Here is a 23,681-nt window from a genome sequence, read left to right as displayed (position 1 = left end):
AGACCCGCGCAAACATTGCGGGTTCAGCATCGTTTATTTATTGCCGTAGCGTCTCACACGGAGAAGCGCCTGCTCGGCGTGCCCTGCAAAGTTCTCCAATTGGCAAAGGCGTGCAGCGTATTCGCCGATATACGCACTGGCTTCAGGCGTCGTCACTTTCTGGTACGTGACGGTCTTGATGAATTTGCCCACCCAAAGTCCGCCTGTGTAGCGAGCAGCGCCTTTTGTCGGCAAGGTATGGTTTGTGCCGATGACTTTATCGCCATAAGCTACGTTCGTCTCAGGTCCAAGGAACAAGCAGCCATAGTTCGTCATATGCTCAAGGAAATAATCCGGGTTTTCCGTCAGGATTTCCACATGCTCGAATGCCAGGCGGTCCGCTTCAATGCGCGCTTCTTCAATCGAGTCGACAATCAGGATCTGCCCGTAATCTTCCCATGAAACGCGTGCCACATCCGCTGTTGGCAGAGTTTCGAGCTGGCGCTCGATTTCTTTCACCGTTTCTTCCGCCAATTGTTCGGAAGTGGTGATCAGTGCACCCGGCGATGTCGGTCCATGTTCGCCCTGGCCGAGAAGATCCGTTGCGATCATTTCTGCATCTGCTGTATGGTCAGCCACCACTAATGTTTCAGTAGGGCCTGCAAACAAGTCGATCCCGACTCTTCCGTATAACTGGCGCTTTGCTTCTGCAACAAAGGCATTTCCTGGCCCGACAATCATGTCGACCGCTTCGATCGTTTCGGTGCCGATTGCCATGGCACCCATCGCCTGGATTCCGCCAAGGAGGTAGATTTCATCTGCGCCTGCCAAGGACATTGCAGCAATCGTCGCATTCGGGATTTCGCCATTGATCGGCGGAGTGCAAGCGATTACACGTTTGACGCCGGCGACTTTCGCTGTCAAGACACTCATATGCGCTGAAGCAACCATCGGGTAACGGCCCCCTGGAATGTAGCAGCCGACGCTGTTGACCGGAATGTTCTTATGGCCTAAAATCACGCCGGGAATATGCTCAACTTCAACGTCGTTCAAAGAAGCCAACTGGGCCTCGGCGAAGGCTTTAATATTCTTTTGGGCAAATTTGATGTCCTCGATGACATCTTCCGGAACATTGGAAACGATTTCATTTATCTGCTCTTGAGTTAAACGGAACGATTCAGGTGCCCACTTATCGAATTTTTCCGACAATTCACGGACTGCAGCATCCCCACGCTCTTCTACATCCTTCAGCGCACCTGCAACGATCTGCGATACTTTTACGTCATTTGCACTTACTTCTTCCTGCGATTTTCCTGCTTTAAAAACTTTCACCATAATTGATCCCTCCATTTTGAATACGTATGCAAAAATGATCTTACCAAGAAGAATATTGTAATCCCTCCTGAATGTCAACAATTTTTAGACAGTTTCCCGTTCAACCAGCCTTCCTTCAATTTCCAACGCACGGCCGAAGCCTTTGTATTCCTCGATTTCATCCATCAAATAGTGGATCGTTTCTTCCACCATTTTTTCGATCGGCTGTTCCCAGGTCGTCAATCCGTAGCCGGGCCATCCCGCCATGTCGATATTATCGAAACCGATCACTTTCGTATCTCCCGGCACATGGATCGATTTTTTGCGAAACGCGTCAATCACGCCGAGTGCCATGATATCATTCCCTGCAAAAACCGCAGCCGGAAGATGCCCTCCTTCCAGCATGTTCAGTGCCGTTTGGTAGCCGCCTTCGTAGGTATAATCGGATTGATAGATCCGGTACGGAATTCCTGATTGCTCCAGGATTTCCACAAAGCCTTCTTCGCGTTCACGGCTTGTCGATGTGTCGCTGTTGCCGGAAATATAGGCGAAGTCTTTCGCCCCTTTACCGATCAGGTAGCGCGCCACTTCGCGGCTCGCGTTAAGATTATTGCAGCAGACGGAATAAAAGCCTCCTGTATTCAGCTTGCGGTTGAAAAATACCAAAGGAATCCGGTTTGCCCGGAAATCTTCAGCGACAGTCAAAGACATCGTCGCATCCGTGATGATGACGCCTGCCACATTGTAATTGAGCAGGGTCTCGACGTCTTCCCGCTGCAATTCCTCGTTCTGTGTATGGACGAACAAGACACTGTACCCCTGCTTCTTGAAAGCCGTCGTGAACTGTTTCAGCACCTGCGGATAAAATGGGTTTTGTACGCCTTTCATCACAAGCCCGATGATTTTTGTACGGTTCGTGATCAGGCTCCGTGCAAATTCGTTGGGATGATAGCCCAACTCTTCCGCAGCTGCCAAGACCTTGGCACGTGTTTTAGCGGATACCTTCGCTCCTTCAAAATAAACCCTCGAAACTGAGGATTGGGATACTCCTGCAAGTTTCGCCACATCTTTCGCCGTCACCATCTGTTTCATACGCTCCACCCTTTTTTCCATCTTCTAGAACTATAGGTTACACCAAATCCGCATTTGCCGCATCCTGCTTCCAGAAAAATGTCCCTCTGCGCTTCTGCAGAAGGACATCAACGTTATCATTCGATTTTTTCCAGGCTAGAAGTGACTTTGTATTCGTTATCTCCGTCTTCCATGATGAATTCCCTCTTCACTTCTCCATATCCTTCTACAAAATAGGAACGGAGGATGGCCCCGTCCTCGGTTTTATTTTCCAGCAGGATGGCATTATCGAAATCTTTGTAAGGCGTCTCCACTTTGACGCCCAGCTCCTTGACAGGCATTCCGTTCATTTCTCCCCCGGCTTCGACCGGCAGTTCGAAATAACGGGAGATGGGCTTCAGCGCCTGCAATTCTTCGAGGCTTGGCTCGTATTCCTCATAAAACTCCGGCTCTTCTTTCACAAGGTCTGCGGCACTTCCTTCAATGCGATAGACACTCATTACCGTCGTGCCGCCATTGTCTTCATAGACTGCCACATGGCCGCCTTCAAGATGGACCGTCCGTAGCGTCAATTGGGCATACTCGTTCCCTTCCCCTTTATACTGGGCTATCGAGCCATCCTCCAGGAAAAAGGCGTAAGGATCTTCGGAAACCTCGTTTTCTTCGCCGCCGGAAGCCGGCTCTTCTTCCCCGGGAACGGCTGTATCCGGCTGCGGCGTGCCAGCATCCGGTATGACTGGATCGGGATCCGGTTCAGCTCCGCACCCGCCAAGCAAGAAAAGCAGCAGGCCCAAAGCAATTAGCTTTTTCATTGCGATCACCCCTTTATGGATTAGACGGCAAAATGATGTATTCTGTTACAAATTTCATCCTTCGTTATAGAATTTCAAAGATTTTCCTGTTAAAATGAAAAAGTTGAAATTTGAAATTAGCGGGGTACGTTATGAAAAAAAGAATTTTATGCTTCGGAATCGCAGGCGCGCTGCTATTGTCCGGCTGTTCACAAGAAGATGCCCATATGGAAACACAAGCCGCCCATCAGGCAACCAAAGAAGAAAGCGCCAATCTTCATCTTCTCGACCAGGAGCTCGAAGACATTTCGGCAGAGGAATGGGAAAGCATGCACTTATCGGAAACAGACTTTGACCAGTTTTTGTCGAGTCTGCCCGAAAAAGATGAAAAAGGATTCCAGGAAATCTCGGAAGTATCGATGAAAGGTACAGATATCCGCATTGTGTTGAACAACACCAATGGAGATACGCTCGACAATCTGCTATCGGCTCCTTTCCTGGATGCAAAAGTACGCCAGGCATACTTGCAATCGGCATATTTTGATGGCCGACAGCCAGCCATCCAAATCATGGATTCTGCGGGAACAGTGCTCTCAGACACCGATGAGCCGCTTGATCTCGCAAAACCGTAAAAGCGCCATACGAAAAGAAGGCCCGGGAAACGCTTCCGGGCCTTCTTTTATACGTGGAAAGAATGGTCATAGATCGGCTTGATGTGCAGATCAAAATGTTCTTTCGCTTCTTCGATGGTGTAGATTCCCCCTTCTGCCCCAGGCTCCTGCAGCTTTTCGATATGGGCATCCACCAGGTCTGCAAAATATTTGCCGACAGCGATCTTCTTTGGATATTGCTGCTGCACTTTCGTGATGAACGCTTCGTCCAATGCCTGTTTATAGGCATAATATAGCGCAGCGTTCACCAATGTCAGCGACCCGTGGGCAACGTTTGTCGCAAGATAATAATTGCCGTAAACATCCTTGAACAAATCTCTTTCTGCTTTGATTTCCATTCCGTCCGCCTCCTTTTTCCTTTATTCCCCTATACCCGCTCACCGCTTGGGCTAACATGAAAAAGGCATTCCGCAGAATGCCCCAGACTCTAGAAAAAGTATTTTACGAAGAATAGAGATGTATAAGCCCGACCGGGCTGGCCACTTCGCTTTCCGTGGGCTCGGCTTCAGCCGCTTCCCTCGCTTCGCTCAGTCCAGGGTCTTCAGCTCGAGCTGGTCCCACAGGAGTCTCGTGGCCAACCTGGTCGGGAGCGTCACCTGTATCTAAAAGATGAAGTGAAGATACTACTTCTACTTTGACTTGCTAGGAACAAGCCGCTGGCTTCAAGATCCGCAACGGAAGGCTGCAAGTGCAAACATTGTGCTCCTGTCCCTGCATCGCTGCGCTAGCTTCGGGACATGAAAAACCGTTGCAGTGCTGCGCACTTCGTCGCAAAGCCAATGACCGAACTGCCTTCGGCCATTGGCTTTCCTGCGGGATAGCGAAGTGTCGAAATCCACTCGGACGCCAGTCAATACTTGATCGAAGCTTGCGAGGACAAGTATTTGCGACGAGCTTGCGCAGGAGCATAAGTTCTTTGTTAGTTCGGCGCGAGCCCGCGGAACGCGTCCGCCTGAAGTGGAGGATCAGGTACAGCTTCTCTTAAATGTTTGGTCCTTCTTTAAGGAAAATAAATATTCCTTTGTCTACAAGCTCTGGCATTCATCAGAATGCCCTTTCCGTTCCAGCGTTTGTCCCGATGCTGCTTCCTATTCCTTTTAAAAGATCAATTGTTGAATAGGCTGCGGATGACGCGGATGACCCGCTCTTGCTGTTCTTCCGTCATGTTCGAACCGGAAGGCAGGCATAAGCCGTGGCGGAAAATCTTCTCGCTCACCGCTTCCCCGTCGCCATGGGAAAAGAATTGTGCATCTTTGAACAGCTCCTGGGAATGAAGCGGGTTCCAGACATTGCGCGATTCAATTTCTTCAGCAGCAAGCGCGCGTTTGATATTCTCAGGAACCAATGCGGTTAAATCCGGGTTGAGGGTGAAGGCAGTCAGCCAGCGGTTTGAAAACGTCCCTTTAGGTTCCGGCTGGAATTCGATTGCCTCAATATCGCCCAGTCCGGCGGCATATCTTTCATAGACGGCGCGCCTTGCGGCTACGCGCTCATCGATCGCTTCCAGCTGCGCCCGGCCGATTCCAGCCAAGACGTTGCTCAGCCGGTAATTATAGCCGATTTCATGGTGCTTGTAATAAGGTGCCGGATCTTTTGCCTGGGAAGCGAGGAAACGGGCCTTCTTGATCGTCTCCGTATCATTTGATATGAGCATGCCGCCGCTTGAAGCAGTGATGATCTTATTGCCGTTGAAGGAAAAGATCCCGAATTTGCCGAACGTCCCGCTGCTTTTCCCTTTATAGCTGGAGCCCAATGATTCTGCCGCATCTTCGACGATCGGCACACCATATTCATTGCAGATTTCCAGCAGTTCATCCATCTGTGCGCTTTGCCCGTATAAATTGACAATCACGACTGCTTTCGGCAGCTTTCCCTCATCGGCTGCTGCAAGGAATGCCTTGCGAAGCGCAACCGGCGACATGTTCCACGTCTCTTCTTCGGCATCGATGAATACCGGTTCCGCGCCTTCGTACAGGATCGGATTTGCGCTCGCTACAAACGTCAGCGACGAACAAAAAACGCGATCCCCTTTCCCGATGCCTAATAGATGGAGCGCCAAGTGGATGGCCGCGGTCCCTGAACTCAAGGCCGCTCCTCCTGCAGCGCCAGTATACGCTGCCAGCTCTTCTTCAAATTTATCGACATTCGGGCCGACCGGCGCAATCCAGTTGGAGGCAAATGCTTCCTGGATATATTTCATTTCGTTCCCCGTCATGTGTGGAGTGGACAACAGGATTTTCTCTTTCGTTTCTGTTGCCGGTATAAAAAAGCTTGTGCTCGAGTTTTGCTCAATCGGAAGGATTTTCATCTTTCTGCCACCTCGCCATCATTCAGTAATGCACTTCTGGTATGCCACGCTTTTTTCTGTTGTCCAGTCAGACTGTTCCAAGTGGGACGCTTCGGTTTAAAGGCCAGATCAATCACCCTTTCCATTCCTTCGCAGCCTTGAATGCTTCAGTTCACATTATTGATGACAAGGCGGAATTTATTTTTTTTATTCGGCGGAATCTCTTCGACTATGCGGATGTGATATTTCATATCTTCCCCGAATATATACACCAGCTCTTCCTGGATGGATTCGGTCATCGCAGCTGTGTAGCTTTCGGCCGCTTCGATCATGACATCTATTGCATCCGGTTCAGTCTGGCTGAATTGGATTTTCCGTATGGCTGAAGAAAAACTGCTGCCGGCCATGGACATATAGAGCGCCGTGAATTTCCCCCGGCTTTGTGATTGGAGGAAATCTTCTTCCCGCCCTTGGAGCTGGCGGAGGACTGGATGGGCACTGCCGCATGCGCAGCGCTCCTCTTCTATCGCCAAATCGATCCGTTCCCCGGTCTTGTAGCGGATCAGCGGGGTGCCATACGTGTTGAATCCGGTGATGATCATTTCCTTGTCTTCTGTCGCTTCAATGATTCCGGAACCCGGATTGTAATGCATCTTGCCCTTTGCGCATTCCGCAATGAACGGTGCACCTTCAGTAAAAGCAAAATGGTGGTGGACCGGGCTGTCGAATGCAGCTTCGATTTCCTTCCGGCATTCTGGAGTCAGTTTCTCCTCTGTGGTGAAAATGGCAATCGGCTGGAAGGAGAGGATGATTTTGTTCTGATTGATGTATTTCGCAAGCTCGCAGATGGCTGATGGCAATCCGTCAATGAAGTCCGGCTTGTAGGTATCGAGGTTTTCTACGTAGGCCCCGGCGTTCTTTTCATTGCAGTAGTAGGAGGAATACAAGCGCTGCTTGGCGGAATGGTTATCCCGCCAATACACTTTCTTCCGCTGACGCTTCGGGATAAAGCGGTTTGAACTGAACGACGCCCGCTTCATTTCCAGATTGGTCGCACCGTGCCGGTTCTTGAAAAAATCAAGAAATGCCATGTGCCGCTGCATATCTTCTTTCGTAATCAGGAACTTCAATGGCATTCCTGAATGGTCCAGGATATAGGAAACGACAGCCGCGCTCTCCGGCAATGTATAGAAGCTCGCAATATTCTTTTGGAGCATATCCATCTCAAGGACCGGAAGCTTTTTCAAGTCTTCAACCGTCCGGATGCTCTCCAAATCGATCCCTTTATAGAACTCCTGGTAAAATGGGCTCCGGTCAACCGCATACGCAATCAGTTTTTGCATTTCCTCCTGCTGATGCGTTCTTCCGGCCGCTTTGTCCGAATCACTGCGGTTGCCCAAGGCTCTTAAAAATTCAAAGTAGATATGTCCATACCTGCTTTTCGTTTTGCGGTACCCTTCAATTGTGGTCAATAGGTTCTGCAGGTATATCGGCGAATTGTCGTAGATTTTCATGGGCAGCTCACGCATCCGCACTCTCTCCTTCAAGTTTTACTCTATGCAGCCAAGCTCCCTGGGCTGCTCAGGAAAACATCAAGCAAATTCGTTCCCCGCCTTCGCAGCCCATGTTTTTTTCCATTCCTGCTCGGGTTCTTTCCGCTTCCGGTTCGCCAGTCCCAAAAGCGTTTCTTTGGTCTGTTCGGGCGTCATATCCGGCAACTGCTTCAAAATCCGGCTCATTTCTACCTGGCTGATTGGCGTCGCTTTCCCGATATAGATTTTCGGGAAAATCTTTTCGCTCTGGATTTCACTTGCATCCAACAGCTCTTCGTATAATTTTTCACCCGGACGCATTCCTGTAAATTGGATTTTGATCTCGTTTTCCTCGAAACCGGAAAGCTTGATCATATTGCGCGCCAAGTCGACGATTTTGACCGGTTCGCCCATATCCAGTACGAACACTTCCCCTCCTGATGCAAGAAGCCCGGCTTGGATGACCAGCCGCGAAGCTTCAGGTATGGTCATGAAATAACGGGTCATGTCCGGATCCGTTACAGTGATGGGGCCGCCGCCTGCAATCTGTTTTTTGAACAGCGGGACGACGCTTCCACGCGACCCCAGGACGTTGCCGAACCGGACAGCGGCGAATGTCGTCTTGCTGTTGATCGCAAGGTTCTGGACGATCATTTCGGCACAGCGTTTTGTCGCCCCCATGATATTCGGGGGGTTGACCGCTTTATCGGTGGAGATCATGACAAAACTTCCAATGCCGTATTTGTCCGCCGCTTCTGCGACGTTTTTCGTTCCGAAGACATTGTTTTTCACCGCTTCCAGCGGATTTGCCTCCATGAGCGGCACGTGCTTATGCGCCGCAGCATGGTAGATGAGGTCGGGCTTATACGTTTCCATCACCCGGAAAATGCGATCCCGGTCCTGAATATCAGCAATGATCGGCACGATTTCAATGGTTTCCGGCAGCTTGCCGCGAAGTTCCATGTCAATCGTATAGATTGAGTTTTCTCCGTGCCCGAGCAACAGGATCTTGCCCGGATTGAATTTGGAGATCTGCCGGCAGATTTCCGAACCGATCGATCCCCCTGCGCCGGTCACCATGACCGTCTTGCCGGCAATCTGCTCTTCGATTGCTGCCATGTCGAGCTTCACTTCTTCCCGGCCGAGCAAATCCTCGATTTTCACATCGCGGATATCGCTGACAGTCACTTTTCCAGTCATCAAGTCCTCGATGCGCGGTATCGTTTGCACCTTGGCGCCTGTATCAAGGCATTGCTTGGTGAGTTCAGCCATCGCCCGTTTCGACAGCGAAGGAATCGCAATGATGATCTGCTCGATGCGATGATCCACTACGTATTCCGGAATGTTTCCGAGAGGGCCGACAACTTCGAGCCCGTAGATCTCAAGCCCCCATTTTGTTTTGTCGTCATCGGCAAAGATGACGGGATTTCTCCCCCACTCCGGATTATTCTTCATATGGCGCGCAATCATTCTGCCTGCCTGCCCTGCCCCTACCACCATTGTCCGGCTCGTCAATACGGCTTTGCGCCTAATCGACTGCTCCTGGATCAACCGCAATGAAATCCGGGAAGCGCCGAAGAAGAAAATCAGCAGCATCCAGGACAGCATCAGCGTGCGGGCATACAATTGTTCGCCATATGCATATTGCATGATGCTGGCGACAAAGATGGTCAATGTCACCGCTTTGACGATCGATTTCAATTCATCAACGGATGCGTATGCCCAGATTTTCCGGTATAGCCCGTAATGCCAAGCGAATGAGTGCCAAGCAATGAACAATGTCACTGTACTGATGAACAGCATTTCATTCGATAGCACGCTGGCATACGGGTATAAGAATAAGTAGCAGGCGTAGATGGAAGAAAGAATGATCAACGAATCAATCAAGAATAATGACAAGTATCTTTTCTTTATCGTCAACTTAATTACCCCATCTCGTTTCTCATTTTCCAGCTTCTATTTGCTGTAGTTCTGGTAATAATAATTATCTTTCGACATCTGGTAGTTATTCATGACTACACCCATGATGAACGCCTTTGACGTTACCAAGGCATCCCGAGCTTTGATGACGCTGTCTTTCTCCGATTTGCCTGTATTGACTACCAGTACTGTGGCGTCGCATTTGTTCGCCAGGATCTTCGAGTCGGTGACCGACAGGAGCGGCGGCGAATCAATGATGACGATATCGTACTTCGACTTCATTTCCTCCAGAAGGTCATCCAGTGCCGGCGTGCTGAGAAGTTCTGCCGGATTCGGCGGAATCTGGCCGCATAGCAAGAGATCCAGCCCGGGAACACCGCTTCTTCTAACGGTATCCTGAAGGCGCCCCTTTTTCAGAAGCAGATTGGACAGGCCGATTTTATTGGCCATTTGGAATGTATGATGCAACGTCGGCCGCCTCATATCCGCATCCACCAATAGCACCCGCTTGCCTGCTTCCGCAAAGACGATCGCCATATTGCAGGACGTTGTCGATTTCCCTTCCTCTTTGGCTGCCGAAGTGAACAGAATGGTCTGTGTATCGGGCCCTGGCATGGAGAAATTGATATTTGTCCGGATCGTCCGGTATTGCTCGGTCGTTATTGATTGCGGATTAGATCGAACCACCAATCTTCGTGCCGCCGATCGATTTGACTTTTTCGCTGTCCACATCGCCCACCAACTCCTTCTGTTCTTTGTAATTGGATGATTTTCTCATTTCCTTTGTACTTTCTGCTTGGCTGACAATGCCGAGGACCTGCAGTCCGACGATATCCTCAATATCCTCTTCCGTACGGATTGTTGTGTTCATCTGATCCAACAGGATGGCAAGCCCAGTGCCAATCATAAAGCCCATTACTGCGCCGATTGCCATATTGAACAGCGGGTCCGGCTTTACAGGTTCCGGATCTACCGGCAAGACAGCCGGTGCAAGGATGTTGACATTATCGACTTTCATCAAATTCTTGATTTCCGCCTGGAAAACCGATGCTGTCGTATTGGCAATGAGCACCGCCCGCTCCATGGAGGCGTCTTCCACATTCAGTGTCAGCACTTGCGAATTTTCAACGCTTGTCACTTCGATCCGCTCATTCAGATCCGTCACCGATTCGTTCAGCTTCAGTTCCTCTATGACCGCTGCCAGAATGGCCGGGCTCTTGATGATGACGTTATAGGTACTGATAAGCTGGATGTTGGCATCGATATTCTGTGCATCGAAAGGCTGTGCAGCCGTCGCGTTCTGGTTGACCAGAATCTGTGTCGATGCCTGGTAGATCGGTTTCATCAGCGTATAGCTGACGACGCCGCTCAATGCAACAAACAGGAGCGTGACCATGAGGATCAGCGGAATCCGTTTGCGCAGGTTCTTCATGAATTCTTTAACATTGAATGTACTTTCCATTCCTTACACCTCTGTTCCCGATGGATTTTTAGGTAGCTTTTTAACGCGTTTGCTTTTCGGCAAGATCACCGATGTAAAAAATCTTGGAGAGCTTTCCGTTATGCGCGTTCAGCATAAGGATGATCCACAGCACCAGCCCGATCGGCGAAAGAATGACGCCTGACAGCCAACCGATGACCGGGAGCATTCCAAGAAGTGTAAATACAGCAAAAAAGGCGAGCGACAGGTAAATGGACTGGAAAGCATGGAACCGGACGAACCGGTTATCCTTCTCAATCAGCAGGAAGACGATTCCTGAAAAAATGCCGAAAAGGTAAGCAAGCGTACCGGCAATGTTTTCCGGGAGCCCGAGCGAAGTGGCATGCAGCCTGGCATCGCTGTTTTCCTGTGAATGCTTGAATACAGTCTGCTGTTCAAAAGTTCGGAGCTGATGATCTTCTGTAAATTTGAAATTGTTCTCAACCATTTTCTTTTCCTCCTTTGTCCTTTACCATTTGACCTCATACTACGGAGGGAAGGTTAAAATAAAGTTAAATAGTTTTAATAATTAAATTATTTTAAAAATAGACGTGAAAAAGCCGCCCGGATCGCATTTTCGATCAGGCGGCTTTCGCTGGTTCATTATTCTGCTGTGAATTTGTAGCCGAATCCCCGGACGGTACGGATATGGACAGGATTTGCCGGATCTTTCTCCACCTTCCTCCGCAGGTTGCTGATATGGACTTTTACCGTTTGGATATCTCCTTCAGAATAATAACCCCATATACTGTCGTAAAGCTGCTCAGCGGTCCAGACCCGGTTGGGATTCTGGGCCAGCAGCAAAAGCAATTGAAATTCCTTATGATAAAGCCGTACCGGCTTGCCGGCGACATACAGTTCACGTGCATCAATGTGGATCTTGATGTCCTGGAACTCGAGCACAGACAGCTTGTCCTCGTCTCCGCTCTTCCACCCATTTCTCCTAAGAATCGCCCGGATCCTTGCTTCAAGCTCGGTGAAGTCGAAAGGCTTTGTGATGTAATCATCGCCCCCTGCTTCAAGGCCGTTGATCTTATATGCCAGCTCTTTCCGATAGCTGACGAAGAGGATGGGGAGTTTGGTCTGCAGACGGATCTGCTCGCACACTTCGATTCCATTCATGCCTGGCATCTCGATATCCAGCAGGATAAGGTCGGGATTTTCTTTTGCCAGCTTATCCATTGCCTCAAAGCCGTCTTCCGCATCGATGACCCGGTAGCCTTTCTTCATCAGGAACAGCCGGATCAGTTCACGGATGCCTTCTTCATCTTCCACAACCATTACAGTAGCTTCGCTCATGGTACGTCCCCCTGTCTTTTGTTTAGAATGTCAAAGGCAATGCAATGTAGAAGGCGCTCCCTTTTCCGACTTCGCTCTCTGCCCAGATCTCGCCTTTATGGGAAAGGATGATTTCTTTGGCAATGGCCAGCCCGAGCCCGCTCCCTTTATACTGCTCCGTCTTTTCCATTTTGAAGAAACGGTCGAAAATATGCGGCAGCACCTCCTGATCGATGCCGCAGCCTGTGTCTTCGACTTTGATGATGACTTCCCCGTCGAATTCATCGAGGTCGAGCACCGCACCTTCTGTGCCGTTGGCGTAAACATCAGCGGATATTGTGATTTTGCCGTCTTCGGAAGAAGTATGCTTCACGGCATTCCATAATACATTGGAGAAGACCTGATCGATCCGGTCGATGTCGATGGACAGCTTGAACTGTTCTTCAAGCGGATCCTCCCGCCCTTTCTGGTGTTCGAACTTGCGCCCGCTCTGTGTCACATCGGCTTCCATGCCGATGACCAGGCGGTTCAGCCATTGGGAAAGCTTCACTTCTTCAAAACGCAGCGTCATATTGCCCGACTTGTATTTTGAAAGTTCCACGAGATCTTCTGTCAACCGCTCGAGCAGCAGCAGTTTGTTGTGGATCATATCCAGATACCGCGGATTCTTCTCATCGATCAGACTTTCTTTCACTGCCTGGATATAGCTGTGGATCAGCGTGATCGGCGTGCCGAGTTCATGCGAAATCGTGGACAGCATCTCGTTCCGCGACTTCTCGATTTCCTGGATTTCATCGTTCACGGTCACCAGGTTCATATTGGTGATTTCAAGCGCCATCGTCCGCTCCTTGATATTCCGTTCCAGGAAGTAATTTACATTGGTGATTTCCTGTGTCAAGCTCCGCAGGTTCGCCAGCGTTTCCACCCGCAGCAGAAATTCTTCCTTGTCGCAGGGTTTGACGAGGTAATCGTTCGCCCCTGCAGTGAATGCACTCGATTTATGCTTCATGTCCTCTTCTTCAGACAGCATAAGGATCGGCAATTCGGTAAGCGTAAAATCCCTCCGGATGCTCCGGCACAATTCATCGCCGGTCATATCCGACAATGCCCATTCCAATATGACCAAGTCGATCGGCTGTTCCGAAAGGAGCTGGATGGCTTCCGCCCCTTCCGATACACCGGTCACTTCATAGCCGTCCCGCATCAGTTGATAAGTCAGCATTTCCCGGTTCACGTCGATGTGGTCGACCACCAGTACGCGGATTTCCTTTTGTTCCCGCCGACGCTGCGACAAAGATTCGCTCAACTGGGCGGCTGTCAGTTCTTCGATTTCCACCGCTTCCTGCGGCTCGTCCTCTTCAGCTTCGTCCTTCTTGTAGATCGGAAGCGTAAAACTGAAAACGGAGCCTTCCCCCGCCTTGGATTCCACCTCCAGCCAACCTCCCTGAAGCTCCACCAGCCGCTTGGTAAGATTGAGGCCGATGCCGGCTCCGCCAAGTCCGTCTTCTTGGATGCTGCTGGATCGGGAAGGCTCGAAAAGGGTGGATATCTTGGCTTCGTCGATGCCCATTCCTGTATCCCTTACGGAAATGCGGATTCCTTTGCCCGCTTTTTTGGCGGAAACCGTAATTTCACCCTTGTCAGTGAACTTAATCGAGTTGTCGATCAAGTTGAAAAGAACTTGCTGAACCCGATTGGGATCGGCGATGGCTTCGGGCAGATCGTCCGGCATCTTCTGGTAGAGGGCTACTTCTTTATCTTTCAGAAGCGGCCGGCAGACGGCGATCACCGAATCCGCCAAGCTCCGCAGCTCCACCGGCTCTACATGGACGTCCAGTGCATTCTGCTTCAGTTTGGAATAATCCAGAATATCGTTGATCATATGTGCAAGTTTCTTGCCGTTGGCGACAATGGTTCCGAGCTGCTGGCTGACTCCTTGCGAATTTCGGCCGCTGACCGTTTCCTGCAGCGACTCTGCAATGCCGATCATTCCATACAGCGGCGTCCGCAGGCTGTGGGATGTGACCGCCAGCATTTCGTCTTTCCGTTCATTGGCATGCTTGAGGGATTCCATCGCCAGCCTTTGCCGTTCAATGGCTTTCTTCTCCAGTTCCCGTTTTTCCAGTTTCTTCGCTGCCGCTTTATCTGCCAAGGCCAGAGCTGTCAGGAAGATTCCTAATCCTGCCGCCAGATACGCCCCATGCCGCGAACGGTCCGTAAAAGGGATAAAGCCGTTTAGCGATAGATAGGACAGCAAGACTCCGAACAGCAGCAGAAATGATCCGATCGTATAATAGCGCGCATAACGGATATCCATTTTCAGGCACACCACCGATAGGGCGAAAACGACGGCCGAGGAAACCAGCAGCAGGAACGGCAGAAGGTGCTTCACCGCTTCCATGGAGACCAGCAGGACTGCCAACAGGGGCACATGCAACAAGATCAGCAATTGCAGCCCTTTCTTGATGCGAGGCAAATGCCGGCGGGTATCCAGGAAGTTTGCGGTGAACAGCAAAAGGAAAATGCTGCTTAGCCCGATGAACAGCAGAATCGATCGTTCATTCCACCAAACCAAATCCGGCCAGATGAATGTCAAAGTCAGACCGGCCAAAGAAGACACTGTGGCAAGCAGAGCTACGGCCATCAATCCGAAATACAAATAACCCAATTGCCGAAACCGCGCAAATTGCATAAACTGGTAAGCCAGCAGAACTGCAAGGACCCCAGCGGCAAGGCCGATGAGTGCGGTGGTTGTACGGGTCTTGGCTTCAAAAGCCTTTTCATCCCAGATTGCCAGCGGCAGCTGCATTGGCCCATCGGTTTGCGCCCGCAAGTAGAAGGTCCGGCTGGCGCCTCCCGGCACATCCAGCGGAAAGACAAAGTTGCGGTGGTAATAAACGCGCTCGGCAGCCGGAACCGCAGAGCCGCTTTCTACCGCTTCATAGCTTCCATCCCCCTGTTGTGCATAAAGGGTCAAGCTGTCGAGCGTAGATGCCGCCGCTTCAAGAAGCCATGTTTTTTCAGCTGATGCATTCTCGGCCTCAAAGCGGATCCAGTAGACCTCTTCTGTATATCCAGCATTCAGGGTGCCGTCAATATTCGGCATGAACTGCATGGTCATAAGCGGCTGGGAAATCTCACTAATATCCACCCCCCCGCTCTCATCGATGAAAATCGATATTGTGCTTCCGATTTCCGATTTTTCGACTGTATCATCCAACCGGATCGCCTGGCCGCTGTCTTCAAGATCGCCGACCTGTTTATCTCCGCTCATAAAAAATAATAAAACTATAAGGACAAACGCTATTTTTACCGCGTTGGAGAGATTTCGATAAAGTGGGGACATAATGGCACACCTCTATTTCTAAAATTCATCCATTTGTAAACACATGTTGTCCAATCTCAGCAGAAGCGGATAGAAAATTTGCATTTTTTATTTGAATGTTCAGAATTCTATGTGTAGCGGGATATATACCATAAGTAGCATAAGAACTTGTTAAAATAATACCATTTAACCGGTTAAAAGAAAAGAACATTTAATCTGAAAATTCAATTAAAACTATTGACCTATCATCGCAAAGGGAATACTCTAATAAAAAGAAAAGCTAAGGTTCATTTGTCGCATGATATTTGATACAGGCTTAACAGCCTTAAATGAGGTGAAGGCGATGTTCCAGAGAAAAGCAGCCAATAACATCAAAAAGAAACGTTCCTGGTTGGGTATAGCCGTTAAATTGGCCATCATTGCAGGGGCGCTCTACCTCTTAGTCCTGTTCCCGAAAGCTACCAGTACGCTTGACGAGATCCATGAACCGTTGGTCCGGGAAGCTTCTCCAAAGCGCGAGGAAAAGATCGTCCTTGAAAACAAAGACCCCATTTCGGTCCTCCTCCTGGGTGTCGATGAGCGCGAGGATGACCGAGGCCGTTCCGATACGATGGTCGTACTGGCGATCAATCCCGAAAAAGAATCCACCAAGATGATCAGCATCCCCCGGGATACGTACACGGAAATTGTCGGGCTCGGCATGAAGGATAAGATCAATCATGCCTACGCTTTTGGCGGCATTGAAATGTCGCTTGCCACTACAGAAAAGCTGCTGGACATCCCGATCGATTACGTCGTTCAGCTGAACATGGAAGGGTTTGAAGATATCGTGAATGCGCTGGACGGCATCAGTGTCGACAACGCTTTTGCCTTCGACGATTTTCCTGCAGGTGAAATTACGCTTAGCGGCAGCGAGGCACTAGACTATGTCCGCATGCGGAAAAATGATCCAGACGGAGACTTTGGCAGGCAGAACCGCCAAAAGCAAGTCGTCAAAAGTATCATGGTCCAAGCTGTGTCTGCCACAACCTTGTTCAATTATCCGAAAATCTTCGACGCCCTCGGTGATAACGTCAAAACAAATATGGAGTTCAATGAAATGATCGATGTCCAGAAAAATTACCGGAATGCGACCAAAGAAGTCGAGCAGCTGAGCTTTGAGAACGGCTACGGGGAAACGATCGGCGGCATCTGGTATTACATGATGGACCAACAGGAGCTGGCCGAAGTGCAGACCGCCATGAAAGCTCAACTAGGGACAGAATAGAAAAAGCCCAGCCGCGTTTTGCGGCTGGGCTTTCTTTGTTATTCGCTTTCTCTTTTAGGAGCCAGTTCCACTGCTTGGCGAAGCGCTTCCACCAAGCTTTTCTCATCTGCTTTGCCGGTCCCTGCGATGTCGAATGCAGTTCCGTGGTCGACGCTCGTCCGGATGATCGGCAGCCCGACCGTGATGTTGACTCCGGCTTCAAGGCCAAGCACTTTGACCGGCGCATGCCCCTGGTCATGGTACATGGCTACCACAATATCGAAATCCCCGCGGACTGTGCGGAAAAACAGCGTGTCTGCCGGCAGCGGCCCTTGGACATCGATGCCTGCTTCCTGCGCTTTTTTCACTGCCGGAATGACTTTCTCTTCTTCTTCCCCATAGCCGAACAGCCCGTTTTCCCCTGCATGCGGGTTGATGCCGCACACTGCGATTTTCGGATTTTTTATGCCTGCTTTCGAAAGCGTATCATGAGCCAGCTGGATCACATGCAGAACTCGTTCCGGCGTAATCATGTTGATTGCGTCAATAATGCCGACATGCGTCGTCACATGGATGACTTTCAGGTTCGGAGCTGACAGCATCATGGAATAATCCTTCGTACCAGTGAGCTCAGCCAAAATCTCAGTATGCCCCGGGTACAAGTGGCCGCCTTTTTGCAATGCCTCTTTGTTCAGCGGCGCTGTACAGATGGCATCGATTTCTTTGGCATTCGCTAAAGCAATGGCTTTTTCAAGATACCGGAATGCGGCATTTCCCGCTTCCGGCGACACTTCACCGATTGGCAATGTGTCCGGCAGGAGGTTCATGTCCAGGCAGTCGATGGTATCCCGCTCAAATTTCGCTTCGGCCGGTTCGCTGATCCGGCGGATGGCTTTTGTGCTCCCTGTGAACCCTTTCGCCCGCTCGAGAATGGAGGCGTCGCCGATGACGAACGACCGGCTTGATTCGTGGACGCTGTCGTGTTCAAAACTCTTTAAAATGATTTCCGGGCCGACGCCTGCAGCGTCCCCCATTGTAATTCCGATGATCGGTTTAATTGCTTGCATGTATTCCCGCTCCTCTCAGATAATCGACTGCGTTGGAAAGCGATTCCGCATTTCCGAAACCGCCCGCCTTCGTAATTGCCGGCATTTCTTTATTGTTCCATGCTACCATGCCCAACGGCAATCCTGCTTCCACTTCAAACCGCAGCTCCATATCATGGATGCCCAGTTCGCTGCAGATGTCTTTTGCCGTATCGCCGCCGGTCATGATCAGGGCATCGAAGGCGGTTGTTTCCAGCGCCTGACGTGCGAGTTTTCCGATGCCGGCAGAGATTGCTTGCCCAATTTGATTGGCCGTCCGGCCGTTCATTTCTGCCCAGGAAGCGGTTTTTCTGCGGTTTTCCTGGGACCCGTATACATAGATCACGGCGCAGTCAAATTCGTCCGTCCGGACTTTTCGTGAAACGCCCTCGAAAACTTCCGCTTCGCCTTCCAGCAAATCCAACGGATCTACTTCAATCATCAAGGTATTAGGCCGAAGTTTCAATGCTTCAAGCTGTTCACCCGTTTTCCCCGATAAACTGCCGGACAAGACAAGAACTTTTTCAAGCGGCCCTTCAAGAGTATTTTCTGTATTTTCTCTTTCATATTCTGTATATAAATGATTGATCATTCCGGCGGAACCTGCCCATCCGACCGCAACATCCAGTCGTTTCGCCAGTTCGGAAAGCTTCCGGAAATCCCCTTCCTCGACCGTATCGCAGACAATCCATTGCACACCATCACGGAGCTGTTCATCAACCCATTGTTCAGGCTTCAAGCCGCGAAGTATTTCTTTGGTCAATACAGCCGTTTTGGAGCCGCCGTCTGCCAGCAGGTCCGGGATGTAGCTATGGAGCACTGGCGTTTTCGGGTCCTTTGCAAATTCCGTCTCTGCCACCGGCTTGCCGTTGACAAGCAGGACCCCGTCTTCGACAGTCCGTCCCATTGCCGGAAAAGCCGGCGCCAGGAAGATCAGGTCAAGCCCGGAGGCATCCTGCATGGCTTTCAATTCCGACGCGACCGAACCGCGCAGCGTTGAATCCACTTTTTTGTAAAATGATTGGATTCCACATCCGCTTAACCGGCTGATTTCCTGAAAAACCGCTTCATAAGCAGCTCGAGGACCCATCGCCCGGCTGTTGGTGTCAATGATCCAGACGTCGATATCCTGTTCCGGCAATCGGCTGTAGTCAATGGAATCTGTCAGCAGCACTTTCGATTTCAGGCCTTTTTGCGCGAGGCGCACACCCGTATCATTCGCTCCTGTAAAATCATCCGCAATGATGCCGATCTGTGTTGCCATCTTCTTCATGTCGTTACGCCCCTTTTTTGATCAGATCGCCGTTATCGAAGATAAAACCTTTCCGCTCCAGCCGTTTTACAAGAAACGCAATGTAAAGCGGCAAAAGAATCGCCGTCGTGACGGTAGAAGCGGCTACCTGAACTGTTGCAATATCCACCACTCCGGCAAAGCTGGCACTGGCTGCTGCAATTGCTGCCGGCGTCGCTACCGCATTCCCGGCCGTCGAGCCTTCAGCAGCACCGACAATCGGGTTCCATTTCAGCGCTTTGAAGACGAGATAGCCAGCCGTACCGGTTACGAACACCGTAGCGAGCCCAAGAACGATACCGCCCAATCCACCTTGGATAATGGCATTAAAATCAATGCCCATGCCGAGTGCAAATGCGAAAAACGGAATCAGCATCGAACTGCCGGTATCCAGGAAAGAGCGCATGTCTTCATCCAAGTTCCCGAGAATCATCCCGATTAGAATCGGCAATAGCACAGCAATGAAGGAGACTGGCGAGAACAAACCTTCCACAAAGCCCATTGCACCGAAAATCGTCAAAGCAACCATCGTTAGGAAAGGACCGTCATTCAAGGCAAGCAGCGAATATGCTGCCCGGTCTTCTTTGCTTCCGTACTGCCCGACAAGAGCGACAAACAATCCGCCGTTGCTGTTGGTCATCGCCGCAATGACAGCAATCGGAGCAATTCCAAGCCATAGGCCGTTTTCACCCGCGAACATATAGGCTACCAGTCCGACTAATGCCCCGACAACCCATTTGGTCGTCAGCAGCGTAGCGCCTTTGGCAAGTGAGACACCGAACGTTTTCACGTTGATTTGTGCTCCAGTGACTAGCAGGAACAAAGCGATCAGCGCATTTGCGCTATCGACAAACAATGCCTGGGTGAACCCGCCGATTCGCAGCAAATCCGGAGCCAACGTATTGAGCGTTGCTGCTAACAATAAAGGCACAACCATCATGCCGCCAGGAATTCGGTCTAAAGTCTTTTTGATTTTCATCTTCTTCGCCTCTTTTCTTCCATTTTTCGCAGATTCTTATTAGATAAACCGCTTTCATCTTTTACTTTAAAAATAAATGTTTTAAAAAGCAACACATATTTCTTTTATTTTACTAAATCAATTGAAATAGTTTAATTTCGCAACAGTTGAAGGCAATAAAAGAACGCAAACTCATTCTTTGAGTTTGCGCCATAATGTCGCCCGGTTGATGCCCAGCCGTTTTGCTGCTTTTGTCTGGTTGAAATCTTCTTCCTCCAAGACTTGTTCGATCAGTTTCCGTTCGATTTCTTTCAAGGTTTCATTCGCAGAAAATTGGAGGACTCCTACTTGGATTCCCGTTTCTTTCCTGGCAGGCAATTGCTGGAGTGTGCCCTTTTCTATGACAAACCCCTTCTCAAGAAGAGCCAGTTGCTTGAGGTACTTCTTGAGCGAGGACAGGTTTTTTGCAGCCGGCGACTGGATGATTTCCTCCATGGCCTCTTGCCGGATTTTCACCGGCTGTGTTCCCAAGTCCTGATGGAACTCGGCCAAAAATTGGTGGGAGATGGCTTCGATGTCTTCCCGGCGGTTTTCAAGAGCAGGAATCTGGATCATTGCTGATTCCCTGAATTCTTCCGTGCCGTTTATTCCCGGCATCTGCGAATCGGCAGATATGACAAGCTGGATTCCGCGGGAGGCAGCGAATTCAGCTAAATTCGAAAGCCGGCGGACAGCATTGTCAAGCGAGGGATCTACCTTGATAAACAGCGTGGAAACGGGAAGCGAAAAAATTTCCTCAATCAGATTTTCCGCCTCGCTGAATCCGGCCGCCACAAAGAGACCTGGCTTCCGGTGGAAACTATGCAGATAACGGGCAATCGACTTTTTGCCTGTGCCGGCGTCTCCGATTAGAAAAACAGGCCGTTCCGTATTGGCCAGAGACTCAATCATCACTTTGATTTTTTTCATCGAAGGGCTCTTTGCAATCAGCGGAGGAATTTGGCTGATCTGTCCGATTTCTATAGTTGGTGCTTGCTGCAGAACTGCTTTGACCGGCTCAAAGAAGAACGCAACAGCTTTTCCGTCCCGGTCCTGCAAGGGTTCGGTCCGAACGCTCAAAGCTCCGCTTTCTTGGTGTACGATCTTGACGGTTGCCGCATCACTTCTTAATGCCTGGATGCGCAGGCTCTTCATATCTTCAGGTGACAATGGCATCTCGTCAAAAGAAGTCCATTTCTGAAGAAGAACCTGCCCTTCGTCATCCGCCACCACAAAATCCGATTCCTGCCGGACAAGCAGCTCCTGGGTGATGCGAAGAAGCTTTTGGCTCGTGGCCAATGATTTGAAGAGGCGGCGCGCTTCTTCAAAGGATTCCAGAACGGATTCCCGCCCCGAATGAATGAGCATTCCATTCATGCCCAGTTGAGACGACACATCTACCGTTACCACGTCGCCCAGAATGCGGGTATAATTTTTGCGCTGCAATCCGAGCAGTGCCTCTTCCACTTCTTCCGCTTTATGGATTGTCACCACTTCCAATGGAATCTCGAGCAGACTGGCAATCGACGATGCGCCCAGCGTGATATTCGGGAAACCGACCAATGCGATCTTTTCATCGGAATGGCTGTTCGCCAACATGATGGAGCGCAGCAAGTCGTACCCCGAAATGTGGATATCCACAACCGGCAAGCCGACAGATTCCCGGATCATCTTCGCGGTACCGCCTCGGCTGATGATGATGTCCGCTCCGTCTTTCTCCATCTGCCTGGCATAAGCGACACCGGTTTCCAGATTGCCGGTCTGTGCAGTTATTTTCAGATCCGGATTGCCGGACTCCAGTTCTTTGATGACAGGCTCCATCGCTTTATACGGTGCAATAAAACCGAGATTGATCTTCCGCTTCACCGCAGATGCCCCCTTTTCCAATATCTTTTGCCATTATAGCAATATTCCACGCATTGGTAATGAAAAATTCAGCCTGCCGCAGCAGCCTTTCCTCATGCGCCCAACAGCTTTCCGCCCGAAGCTGTCCGCCTGTCAACTTCCCGCTTTCTTCGATATAATTTTCAAAAAGGGGTGATTTCATGTGTTTGATCAACTTTCAATTTGATGGCCATCCAAAATACAAACTTATCATGGCTGCAAACCGTGACGAATTTTATTTGCGCCCGACCGAAACGGCGCATTTCTGGAAAGACCATCCCACCCTCCTGGCTGGGCGCGACCTGATGCAGATGGGGACATGGCTGGGCGTTACAACGTCCGGAAGGATTGCCGCTTTGACCAACTTCCGCGACCCGTCGGTGCCTGATGCCGATAAAATTTCAAGAGGCGCCATCGTCCGGAATTTCCTTTCATCTGACATAGCCCCTCGCGAATTTCTGGAAAATCTCGTGCCGGAGGATTATGCCGGCTTCAATCTGCTGGCAGGCGATGCCAATCAATTATTTTATTATAATAACATTGACGCAAAGGCAGAGGAGGTTGAACCCGGCATTCATGGGTTGAGCAACCACTTCCTCGACACCCCTTGGCCAAAAGTCGTCAAAGGGACGATGTATCTTGAGCGGTATTTATCCGATAACCAGGAAATTCGTATTGAGGACCTGTTCGCTTTTCTGCAAGATGCCGATCAGGCCGATGAAGGCGAATTGCCGGATACAGGAGTGGGAGCCCAGTGGGAGAGAGTTCTTTCACCGATGTTCATCCACACCCCTGAATACGGTACGCGTTCTTCGACGGTCCTGCTTGTCGGCCACGACGGACATATCACTTTTGCCGAACGGGTATATGAAAAAGGCGAAGTGAAAGAGGAGAATGTTTTCGAATTCCAAATCGCAGCGGACAAATGACATAGCTAATTGAAACAGCAAAGGACCCGCGGCTTGAAGCACTGCTTCAAGCCATGGGCCCTTATTTCAATATATTTCTTTCCGTTATTCAAACTCGACGCTGAGGCTCTGGAGCAGCCGCTTGTATTCCTCGTACTCTTTTTCCCATTCCCGTTTGCGCTCGATTTTCCGTCCGTCCAGCAGGGCTTCGATGACATCAAAACAGACATGCCATCCCGCAAGGTCCTTTGCCGTATGCTGCGTGATCCGAGGAAAGGATTCCACCATGGTCAACCGGCTTCCGCCTTCTGCCGGCAGGATTTCAAAGCGGACCTGTCCTTCATCCCATTCAAACGCCAGCACACTGCCAGCTTCGAAATCAACAATATCCATCTTTTCAAAAGTGCCATCGCCCATATCAAATGAGAGAAACCCGCCTTTTCGGAGCTCTTTCACTTCCAGCTCCAGAAACCATTGCTTGAGCTTGCCGTTTTCTGCCAACATCGCCCAGACCGTTTCCGGACTGTGAGCCATATGGCGGTTATAAGTGGCTGTGTAGCCTTGATCTGTTTGCACAATTTCCGCACGCATCAGATTGTCCCCCTTCTTGCTTTCAAGTAAT

20 protein-coding genes are annotated in these 23,681 nt (G+C 50.2%); 3 read left to right on the top strand and 17 right to left on the bottom strand.

Going from position 1 to position 23,681, the window contains the following annotated elements:
* Positions 1–33 precede the first annotated feature (33 nt).
* From hisD to ACFSDB_RS04395, 3 genes are all read right to left on the bottom strand, one after another.
* Positions 34–1,314 carry a histidinol dehydrogenase gene (hisD, locus tag ACFSDB_RS04405; protein WP_204890800.1) on the bottom strand — a complete coding sequence of 427 codons (1,281 nt, stop codon included), beginning with the start codon at positions 1,312–1,314 and terminating at the stop codon, positions 34–36.
* An 84-nt stretch (positions 1,315–1,398) separates the two neighbouring features.
* Positions 1,399–2,385 carry a LacI family DNA-binding transcriptional regulator gene (locus ACFSDB_RS04400; protein WP_204890801.1) on the bottom strand — a complete coding sequence of 329 codons (987 nt, stop codon included), beginning with the start codon at positions 2,383–2,385 and terminating at the stop codon, positions 1,399–1,401.
* 116 nt (positions 2,386–2,501) lie between these two features.
* The gene (locus ACFSDB_RS04395) at positions 2,502–3,176 is read right to left on the bottom strand and encodes a hypothetical protein (RefSeq protein WP_204890802.1); all 675 of its coding nucleotides are present in this window, start codon (positions 3,174–3,176) and stop codon (positions 2,502–2,504) included.
* A 131-nt stretch (positions 3,177–3,307) separates the two neighbouring features.
* Between ACFSDB_RS04395 and ACFSDB_RS04390 the strand changes: the two genes are divergently transcribed.
* The gene (locus ACFSDB_RS04390) at positions 3,308–3,787 is read left to right on the top strand and encodes a hypothetical protein (protein WP_204890803.1); all 480 of its coding nucleotides are present in this window, start codon (positions 3,308–3,310) and stop codon (positions 3,785–3,787) included.
* Between the two features lie 47 nt (positions 3,788–3,834).
* On the opposite strand, the gene ACFSDB_RS04385 is transcribed toward ACFSDB_RS04390, so the two are convergent.
* From ACFSDB_RS04385 to ACFSDB_RS04345, 9 genes are all read right to left on the bottom strand, one after another.
* A complete protein-coding gene (locus ACFSDB_RS04385; RefSeq protein WP_204890804.1) occupies positions 3,835–4,164 on the bottom strand; it encodes a hypothetical protein in 330 nt (109 codons plus the stop codon).
* A 767-nt stretch (positions 4,165–4,931) separates the two neighbouring features.
* Positions 4,932–6,134: a DegT/DnrJ/EryC1/StrS family aminotransferase gene (locus ACFSDB_RS04380; protein WP_204890805.1), complete on the bottom strand. Its 1,203-nt coding sequence runs from the start codon at positions 6,132–6,134 to the stop codon at positions 4,932–4,934.
* 146 nt (positions 6,135–6,280) lie between these two features.
* Positions 6,281–7,642 (bottom strand): phenylacetate--CoA ligase family protein, encoded by a 1,362-nt coding sequence (locus ACFSDB_RS04375; protein ID WP_204890806.1) that lies wholly within the window; start codon positions 7,640–7,642, stop codon positions 6,281–6,283.
* Between the two features lie 63 nt (positions 7,643–7,705).
* On the bottom strand, positions 7,706–9,565 hold the full coding sequence (locus tag ACFSDB_RS04370) for a polysaccharide biosynthesis protein (RefSeq protein WP_204890807.1): 1,860 nt from the start codon (positions 9,563–9,565) through the stop codon (positions 7,706–7,708).
* Between the two features lie 36 nt (positions 9,566–9,601).
* On the bottom strand, positions 9,602–10,252 hold the full coding sequence (locus tag ACFSDB_RS04365; protein ID WP_377339598.1) for a CpsD/CapB family tyrosine-protein kinase: 651 nt from the start codon (positions 10,250–10,252) through the stop codon (positions 9,602–9,604).
* Complete coding sequence (locus tag ACFSDB_RS04360; protein ID WP_204890809.1) at positions 10,239–11,027, bottom strand: YveK family protein; 789 nt, start codon at positions 11,025–11,027, stop codon at positions 10,239–10,241. The genes ACFSDB_RS04365 and ACFSDB_RS04360 overlap by 14 nt, the downstream gene beginning before the upstream one ends.
* Before the next feature lie 40 nt (positions 11,028–11,067).
* Positions 11,068–11,493: a DUF4870 domain-containing protein gene (locus ACFSDB_RS04355; RefSeq protein WP_377339245.1), complete on the bottom strand. Its 426-nt coding sequence runs from the start codon at positions 11,491–11,493 to the stop codon at positions 11,068–11,070.
* 155 nt (positions 11,494–11,648) lie between these two features.
* Positions 11,649–12,344, bottom strand: a complete 696-nt coding sequence (locus tag ACFSDB_RS04350; protein ID WP_204890810.1) for a response regulator transcription factor — start codon at positions 12,342–12,344, stop codon at positions 11,649–11,651.
* Positions 12,345–12,366: 22 nt separating this feature from the next.
* Positions 12,367–15,597 (bottom strand): ATP-binding protein, encoded by a 3,231-nt coding sequence (locus ACFSDB_RS04345; protein WP_204890811.1) that lies wholly within the window; start codon positions 15,595–15,597, stop codon positions 12,367–12,369.
* 394 nt (positions 15,598–15,991) lie between these two features.
* On the opposite strand from ACFSDB_RS04345, the gene ACFSDB_RS04340 reads away from it, so the two are divergent.
* Positions 15,992–16,915, top strand: coding sequence for an LCP family glycopolymer transferase (locus ACFSDB_RS04340; RefSeq protein ID WP_204890812.1), 924 nt, complete (start codon positions 15,992–15,994; stop codon positions 16,913–16,915).
* Between the two features lie 38 nt (positions 16,916–16,953).
* On the opposite strand, the gene pdxA is transcribed toward ACFSDB_RS04340, so the two are convergent.
* From pdxA to ACFSDB_RS04310, 4 genes are all read right to left on the bottom strand, one after another.
* Positions 16,954–17,961 (bottom strand): 4-hydroxythreonine-4-phosphate dehydrogenase PdxA, encoded by a 1,008-nt coding sequence (pdxA, locus tag ACFSDB_RS04335; RefSeq protein ID WP_204890813.1) that lies wholly within the window; start codon positions 17,959–17,961, stop codon positions 16,954–16,956.
* Positions 17,948–19,252: a four-carbon acid sugar kinase family protein gene (locus ACFSDB_RS04330; RefSeq protein ID WP_204890814.1), complete on the bottom strand. Its 1,305-nt coding sequence runs from the start codon at positions 19,250–19,252 to the stop codon at positions 17,948–17,950. Before ACFSDB_RS04330 ends, pdxA begins: the two co-directional genes overlap by 14 nt.
* Before the next feature lie 4 nt (positions 19,253–19,256).
* Entirely contained in the window at positions 19,257–20,249 is a 993-nt protein-coding gene (locus ACFSDB_RS04325) for a 2-keto-3-deoxygluconate permease (protein WP_204890815.1), read from the bottom strand.
* Between the two features lie 171 nt (positions 20,250–20,420).
* Positions 20,421–22,133, bottom strand: a complete 1,713-nt coding sequence (locus tag ACFSDB_RS04310) for a PrpR N-terminal domain-containing protein (protein WP_204890816.1) — start codon at positions 22,131–22,133, stop codon at positions 20,421–20,423.
* A gap of 179 nt (positions 22,134–22,312) precedes the next feature.
* On the opposite strand from ACFSDB_RS04310, the gene ACFSDB_RS04305 reads away from it, so the two are divergent.
* Positions 22,313–23,080, top strand: a complete 768-nt coding sequence (locus tag ACFSDB_RS04305; RefSeq protein ID WP_204890817.1) for an NRDE family protein — start codon at positions 22,313–22,315, stop codon at positions 23,078–23,080.
* An 84-nt stretch (positions 23,081–23,164) separates the two neighbouring features.
* Here ACFSDB_RS04305 and ACFSDB_RS04300 read toward each other — a convergent pair whose 3' ends face one another.
* A complete protein-coding gene (locus ACFSDB_RS04300; RefSeq protein ID WP_204890818.1) occupies positions 23,165–23,650 on the bottom strand; it encodes an SRPBCC family protein in 486 nt (161 codons plus the stop codon).
* Between the last annotated feature and the right edge of the window lie 31 nt (positions 23,651–23,681).

The organism is Planococcus chinensis, assembly GCF_042681545.1.
Lineage (GTDB): Bacteria > Bacillota > Bacilli > Bacillales_A > Planococcaceae > Planococcus > Planococcus chinensis.
This window is presented reverse-complemented; position numbering and strand designations above follow the sequence as displayed.